The sequence below is a fragment of the Thalassospira sp. UBA848 genome, assembly GCF_002295455.1.
In the GTDB taxonomy this organism is placed as follows: domain Bacteria; phylum Pseudomonadota; class Alphaproteobacteria; order Rhodospirillales; family Thalassospiraceae; genus Thalassospira.
Genome location: NZ_DBGS01000035.1, coordinates 1 through 6,330 on the forward strand (window position 1 = coordinate 1; position 6,330 = coordinate 6,330).

The window sequence follows — 6,330 nt, forward strand, 5'->3', positions numbered from 1 at the left end:
CGCATATGCCGTTCCGATCGGGATAGAGCGCATGGCGATGGAAAGCAGCCAGAAACTGGCGGCAATTGCGGCAATGGTAAGCGCGCTTGGGATGGGCTTGGTGAAGCCTTCGGTGTATTTCAGGCCAATCGCCCAGCAAATTTCGAGAAATCCGGCAATAACCAACGCTGTCCAGGCCATGGGGGCCTCCTGTCTTGCGGGGCCGTCCCCATTGATCGGATCAGGAATACCGGTCGTCCGGTATCAAGGCGGAAGTCGAACTGTCTGAAATTAGTCTAGTTCAACGTGTGCAGTGCGACAATGTAAAAATGACGCAGTGCAGCATGGGTGTTCGCGCCCAAAAGCGAACGTGCGCCAAGACGACAGATGCATGTCGAACAGCTCTGGACTATGATGAGGCCATCGAATTCCGTGCTTCAATTCAAAGGTTTGGTGGCGTCGTGACGAAACCTGATCAAGACCGGTCCCCGCAGATACCGACCCTTGGCCTTGTTCTGGCCGGGGGCGAAGCACGACGCATGGGTGGCAATAAGGCATTCCGTGCAGTCGGGGGCAAAAGCCTGATCGGGCGGGTGATTGATGTTGCCCAGGCGCAATGCGATCAGGTGATGATTTCATCCAATGCCGGGGCAGATGCGTTTGCTGATTTTCGCCTGCCCGTGGTGGGCGATCATCCTGCAACAGGGCAGGGGCCGCTGGGTGGTATTCTTGGCGGCTTGCACATGTTGCCCGATGGTATTGACTGGTTGGTGACGTTCCCGGTTGATTGCCCGATTGTGCCGCTTGATATGGTGGCGCGCTTGCGGGCCGCTGCCGAGGGTGCCGGGGTGACCGCCGCCTTTGCAAGCCATGCGGACCGCGATCATTATCTTTCAAGCATCTGGCATCGGGACTCTGCGCAGACAATTGCGGATTGTTTGGCAGCCGATGACCGTCGTGTGCGTGGCCCCTTGCAGGCAGTGGGCGCAGCCCGGGTGATCTTTGCGGATCGCGTTGCCGGGTTGGAGCCCTTTACCAACGTCAACACCCCCCAGGATCTGCGTGCAGTGAATGCCGCGCTGTCAGATCATATCGCAATGTCTGATAAATCGTCGACCTGACGATAAGAGCCGCCCGGCAATATTCAGCATCACAAAACCCGTATCCCCGCGTCATTTGCAAAGCGATGACGTGAAAGGATTGCGGCATGAGTAATTATGGTCAGTCACTGCAGCTGGTGCTGAATACCTATATCGGCGGGGCCACCAAACTGCTGACAAGTGATATGCGCAAACGGGTTGGCAGCGTGTTCACCCAGATCGAAAACACGGTCGCAAATATCGAAACCCTGACCGCAAAGGTAACAGCCGGTTCGGTTTCTGATCCTGCATCCCAACTTGAAAACTGTGAACGTTCGGGACAGATGCTTGCGATTGCGGTGCGATCGCTTGAACAAACACTTCAGCAGCTTGCAAGCGAGCGCGTAGCGGCCATCAAAAAAAGTGCAACCATTGAACAGGGCGCGTTGAGCGCACTCGACAAAAAGCAGAAGAACCTTGATGACCAGCTTCTTGAAAATGTGAAACAGATTTCAAAGGCCGTTGGAACGTCGCTTGATAAGGCGACGCAAACGCTCAAGGACGCCCTTCAGGTCGTTAAAAAGCCGACGGGGAGCACGGGGCATGATCCGTCCGCCAGCAGTTCTGATGATCCGAAGAAACCATCCTCCCCGGATCTGAAAATTGCCGTTCCGAAATTGTCGGAGGTCATGAAATTCGACACGACCAAGACCGAAAAGATGCTTGATGACCTTGCCACGATTTTGCTTGGAAAAGGAGCCTGATCAATGCCCTATACCGTTCGTGCTGCTGCTGTGGCGTCTGATCATGCGGTGATTGCCAAGGCAATTGATGTCTGGATGGCGGTTCCCGAAAACGCAGTTGGGCTGTCGTCGCCAACTCTTGATCAGGTCAAGAAAGCCCTCGCCGATCATTTCAACGAGATGTTCGAGGCCGCAGTAAATGCACGCAATTTTGAAGGCCCGGGACTTCAGACCAAGCTTTTCGATATCATCAAAGCGGCACGCAATGCATTTGCCTGGCACGTGCAGAACGAAGACGCCGATCCGATGGATCTTGATAACGCTGCTGATTTCGTGGAACTCAAGGATCTGAACATTAATGATCCCGATCTGCAGCTGACATGGACGCAAACAGCGCGCCTTTACTTTGCGCTGACCAAGATATTGCTGGTCAGCAGCGCGCTTTCTCTTGAAGACGCGGTATCGATGGTTAACGCCGCGATGGTTTATCAGGCAACCGCCGTTGGCGAGCTTGATAACCGCCATGAGGTTTGGCTTGGCTATGTCGGGATGTTTTCATCCTTCTTGCTGTGGGTGACCGACTGGCACCGCAACGGATCGCCAAGGGTGGAGTGGCGCGAAGCAAGCGACTGCTTCGAAAAAGCCAGTGTTGTTATCAAGCATGTCGGTTTCCTGTTTGAACAGGCATCACTTGGTGCACTGAGCTATTATGGCAGTGTCCCCAATGCGTCGGCGCAAATTACCGTTGCGGGTGGATGTTTGCTCGCAGCAACGGTTCTGAAGCACAACAAGGCCGTCGTGCTGCAAGTGCGCAAAGGCATTGATGTCAGCTTCAAGCTCGTCCTTGTTCTGCTGACATTGGTTATCTACTGCCTTGTCATGGCGTTTGCCGGGACAGGACAGGGCTTTGCCGGAATGTTTGGGTATCTTGGCTACCGCTGAGTGGTCGATTGACGCTTATTCAACCGCGCAGGCGCGCCACGGCTGCCATGGCTCGTAGTTTCCAAAGAACTCGGCCAGGAAATGATCGACGCGTTCGCGGTTGATGGCACGGTCTTTGGGCGACAGGTCCTTGTCGAACTGGCCACAATTTTCCTCGACCGCATCGCCGATGGTTTTCCAGTCGATATCTTCGTTATGGCCAGGCATGCCGGTCGCAATTGCGCACCAGCCAACCGCCTCGGCCTTGTCATCAACCGTGCGGGCTTCTTCGGCAAGGTATGCTGCTGCGCGCATTTCACCGTGTTGGGCAGCACGCCGGAGATAAGTCAGGCGATCCACATCACTTTTGGCAAACCGGTTGGCAAGCAGGGTCGCCGCACGCGGATCGCCAAGTTCCCACGCCTGTTTCAGGTGTGCCTCGGCCTTTGCCGCTTCGCCCTGATCAAGTGCATCAAGGGCGAGCCATAGCATTGCCTGCGTATTGTTCTTTTGCGCCGCCGCTGTATAGAGGTTGCGAATATCGGCTTTATCACCGCCCATCGCTTCAAGGCGGCGCGCCATGACAACACTGGCATCAGGGTTGTTGTTGTCTGATGCCTGTTCCATCAGGCGCCAGCCAGCTTCCTCGTCGGCATTCACACCAACGCCGTTGATGGTTTGGCAGGACAGAAGATATTGCGCGGTGGCATCACCGTTGTCTGCCAGCGATGAAAAAATGCCGGCCGACTTTTCAAATTCCCCGTGGCGATAGGCCTTGATGCCGTCATCAAGTGCCGACGATGCCAACGCCGGGGCGGCACCCAGGGCAATCATCGAGGCAATCACCGTGGCAAGTGCCAAAGCACCTGCGTTTGTGGCTTTCAAACAGGATGGTTTTGCTGATCGGGCGATGGTGTTTTTCATGGTGTCTTGTCTAACATTTCTGTGCCAGGCGGGCGAAAAAAAATGCCAGAACAGACCAGATGGCCTGTCCTGGCAGTTTGCTTTCATCGCAGGGAGGCAACTTCTTCTGGTTGATTGCGGGATGTCGTTTGCGGCTGTTCCGAACGGATGGTGCGCAGGAAGTCACGAACCCGATTGCCCAGATCATCGGACTGGTTGCGAAGGCGACCTGTCGCATCAAGCAGGCCGTCAACCGCGGCAAGGTTGTCATCTGCTGCGGCGCTGACCTGCGTAATCGTGCCATTCATCTCGCTGGCAGCTGTTGCGGATTGTTCGACGTTGCTGGCGATTTCAGCCACGAATTCCTGCTGCTCGGATACAGCGTCCGACATTTCACCGACGGTTTCGTGAATGCCGGTGATGCTGTCTCGAATTTCGGCGATGGCCTTGACGGCAACCCCGGTGGTCGACTGGATTTCGTTGATGCGCTGGGCAATGCGGTCGGTGGCCGTTCCGGTCTGGTTGGCAAGGTTTTTGACTTCCTGTGCGACAACCGCAAACCCTTTGCCAGCTTCACCGGCGCGGGCGGCCTCAATCGTTGCATTCAGTGCCAACAGATTGGTCTGGGCTGCAATGTCCTGAATAAGGTTCAGGATCTCGCCGATTTCCTGCGCACCGGTTTCAAGTTCATGCATGGTGGCATTTGTCCGTTGGGCTGCTTCAACCGCACTGGTTGCAGCACCAACCGACTTTTGCGCCCGATGCCCGGTATCGCGCACCCGATCCGAAAGCGACTGTGTGGCATCCGATACCGATGCCATATTGATCGATATTTCTTCGGACGCGCCAGCAACACCGGTGGCATTGGTCGAGGCCACCTGTGCGCGATCGCGAACCTGATCGGATGTGGTCTGGATGTTTTCTGCCTCGTGCGCGACGTCCTGGGCGACTTGCAGGATTGACGTTTCAAACGCATCAGCCAGATCAAGCATCGCGCGCCGCCGTTCGTGTTCAGCCTGTTCGCGTTCGCGGGCAACTTTTTCTTCGGCCTGTTGTGCGGCAAGGCTGGTTTCACGGAACTGTCCGAGGATTTCGGCCATTCGGCCAATTTCATCGCGGCCGGTATCCTTGACTTCGGTCGAAAGATCGCCGTTGGCAACCTTGCGCATTCCGTCAATCACGCGCAGAAGACGCTTGATCAGGTTGCCGCGCACATAAAACAGCATGATCAGAAGCGATATCAGCAGAACGGAAATCCCGATGATCGCAATGACCTGTTGATCCCATTCAACCTTTGAAAGGGCTTCGCTGGCGTTGGCGTCAACCTCGGTGCGCTTGGTGTCGACCATCAACGCGATGGCGTGTGACAGGGCCTCGGCGGTTGCCAGTGTGGCATCAAGGGTCTGTTCAGTTTCATACTGGTTGTCCCATTCTGCCTCGCGCAGATCAAAGACGCTGTTGCTGCCTTTGCCAAAGGCCAGAAGGGCATTGGCAAGTTCACGGATACGCTTTCCGTCATCATTGTCTGGCAGTTCTTCAAGCGCATCGGTAATGCGCAGCTCCGCCCAGCTCCATTGACTGCGAACCTCATCCATGGCCTCGCCCTCGGGCACGGCGATGGCGGCGGTCAGCATGCCAAAGGCAAGGTTCACATTGGCGCGGATTTCGGCAATCAGCTGTGAAAAGCCGATGGTTTCTCCAAGCTTTTCTGCTGCGTCGGTATTGCCATTGGCGACGCGCGATATACCGCGATCCACATCAATATCAACGACCTCGACCAACGGGCTCAGGAACTCTGACAGGTCGCTATAGGCAAAGACCATATCAAGGGTCAGATCACCGCGCAGCTTTTCAATCTCAAGGCGTCTGGTGGTCAGTTCATGAAGGTGTTCACGCCCGGTGACGATGTTATCAAGATGCTCTCTTAGAATGGAAATGGCGTCGACAAGTTCCGGCTCTGGCGCATTGGTTTGCGCATCAGCGTTTTGTGCTTCTGAGCCACCCGTGTTCTCCGTGCCATCGGCAACCGCGGGTGCGTTTGATCCTTCACCTTCGCCGGCGTTCCGGGCGGCAAGGTCAATAATGATGGAATCCGGATTGGCTTCGGTGATTTCCTGAAGTCTGGCCCGCGCATTGGCAACAAGTTGATCAAGGCGGGCCTCGGTTGTGGCCAGTTCTTCGGCATCCCGTGACGCGGCAAGCACGGGGGCCTGTGCGGCAAGGCCAACACCGTTCGTCGCCAGTTCCATCTGACGGATGATCGAGGGCAGGCTGTTGGTCGTGATATCAGCGACAAGATCACGATTGCTGCCAAATGATACCCATGACACGGCCGAAGAAATCCCGGCCAGAACCAGAATCAAGGCAAAAGAAGCCATTAGCCGACCTTGAATGCCAAGGCCCGCGCGACGTTTTTTGATGGCGGTATTCACTGTTTCCTCCCTGCCTGGCCCTTTGTTTTTTCTTTGGGCAGACAATTCCCTTTTTGGGAAATGTGCATCCTTTTTACGGACTTCTTGGGTTTTTATGACTTAACGGAATACGCGTCGGAAATATGAATTCTATTGGAAAATCGGGTGGGACGGTCGGGGGTGAAAAAATCACCCCCGACACCCCCAGTAGTGTAGCCCGAATTACTGGGCTGCACGCCATTCCGCGATCAGATCGTCATATTTGACGGTCTCACCCTGCGGTTTTTCGTTGTC

6 protein-coding genes are annotated in these 6,330 nt (G+C 55.5%); 3 read left to right on the forward strand and 3 right to left on the reverse strand.

The window, feature by feature from the left end:
- A partial coding sequence (locus tag B2R48_RS04415; protein ID WP_296998279.1) for a DMT family transporter occupies positions 1 to 180 on the reverse strand: 180 nt, incomplete at its 3' end.
- A gap of 260 nt (positions 181 to 440) precedes the next feature.
- Between B2R48_RS04415 and mobA the strand changes: the two genes are divergently transcribed.
- The 3 genes from mobA to B2R48_RS04430 all read left to right on the forward strand — a co-directional run bounded on the left by mobA (position 441) and on the right by B2R48_RS04430 (position 2,743).
- Positions 441 to 1,100, forward strand: a complete 660-nt coding sequence (mobA, locus tag B2R48_RS04420) for a molybdenum cofactor guanylyltransferase MobA (RefSeq protein ID WP_296998282.1) — start codon at positions 441 to 443, stop codon at positions 1,098 to 1,100.
- 86 nt (positions 1,101 to 1,186) lie between these two features.
- The gene (locus tag B2R48_RS04425) at positions 1,187 to 1,822 is read left to right on the forward strand and encodes a hypothetical protein (protein WP_296998283.1); all 636 of its coding nucleotides are present in this window, start codon (positions 1,187 to 1,189) and stop codon (positions 1,820 to 1,822) included.
- Between the two features lie 3 nt (positions 1,823 to 1,825).
- Positions 1,826 to 2,743 carry a hypothetical protein gene (locus B2R48_RS04430; protein WP_296998286.1) on the forward strand — a complete coding sequence of 306 codons (918 nt, stop codon included), beginning with the start codon at positions 1,826 to 1,828 and terminating at the stop codon, positions 2,741 to 2,743.
- Between the two features lie 15 nt (positions 2,744 to 2,758).
- Here B2R48_RS04430 and B2R48_RS04435 read toward each other — a convergent pair whose 3' ends face one another.
- Entirely contained in the window at positions 2,759 to 3,646 is an 888-nt protein-coding gene (locus B2R48_RS04435) for a tetratricopeptide repeat protein (RefSeq protein ID WP_296998290.1), read from the reverse strand.
- 83 nt (positions 3,647 to 3,729) lie between these two features.
- Positions 3,730 to 6,003, reverse strand: a complete 2,274-nt coding sequence (locus B2R48_RS04440) for a methyl-accepting chemotaxis protein (RefSeq protein ID WP_296998293.1) — start codon at positions 6,001 to 6,003, stop codon at positions 3,730 to 3,732.
- Between the last annotated feature and the right edge of the window lie 327 nt (positions 6,004 to 6,330).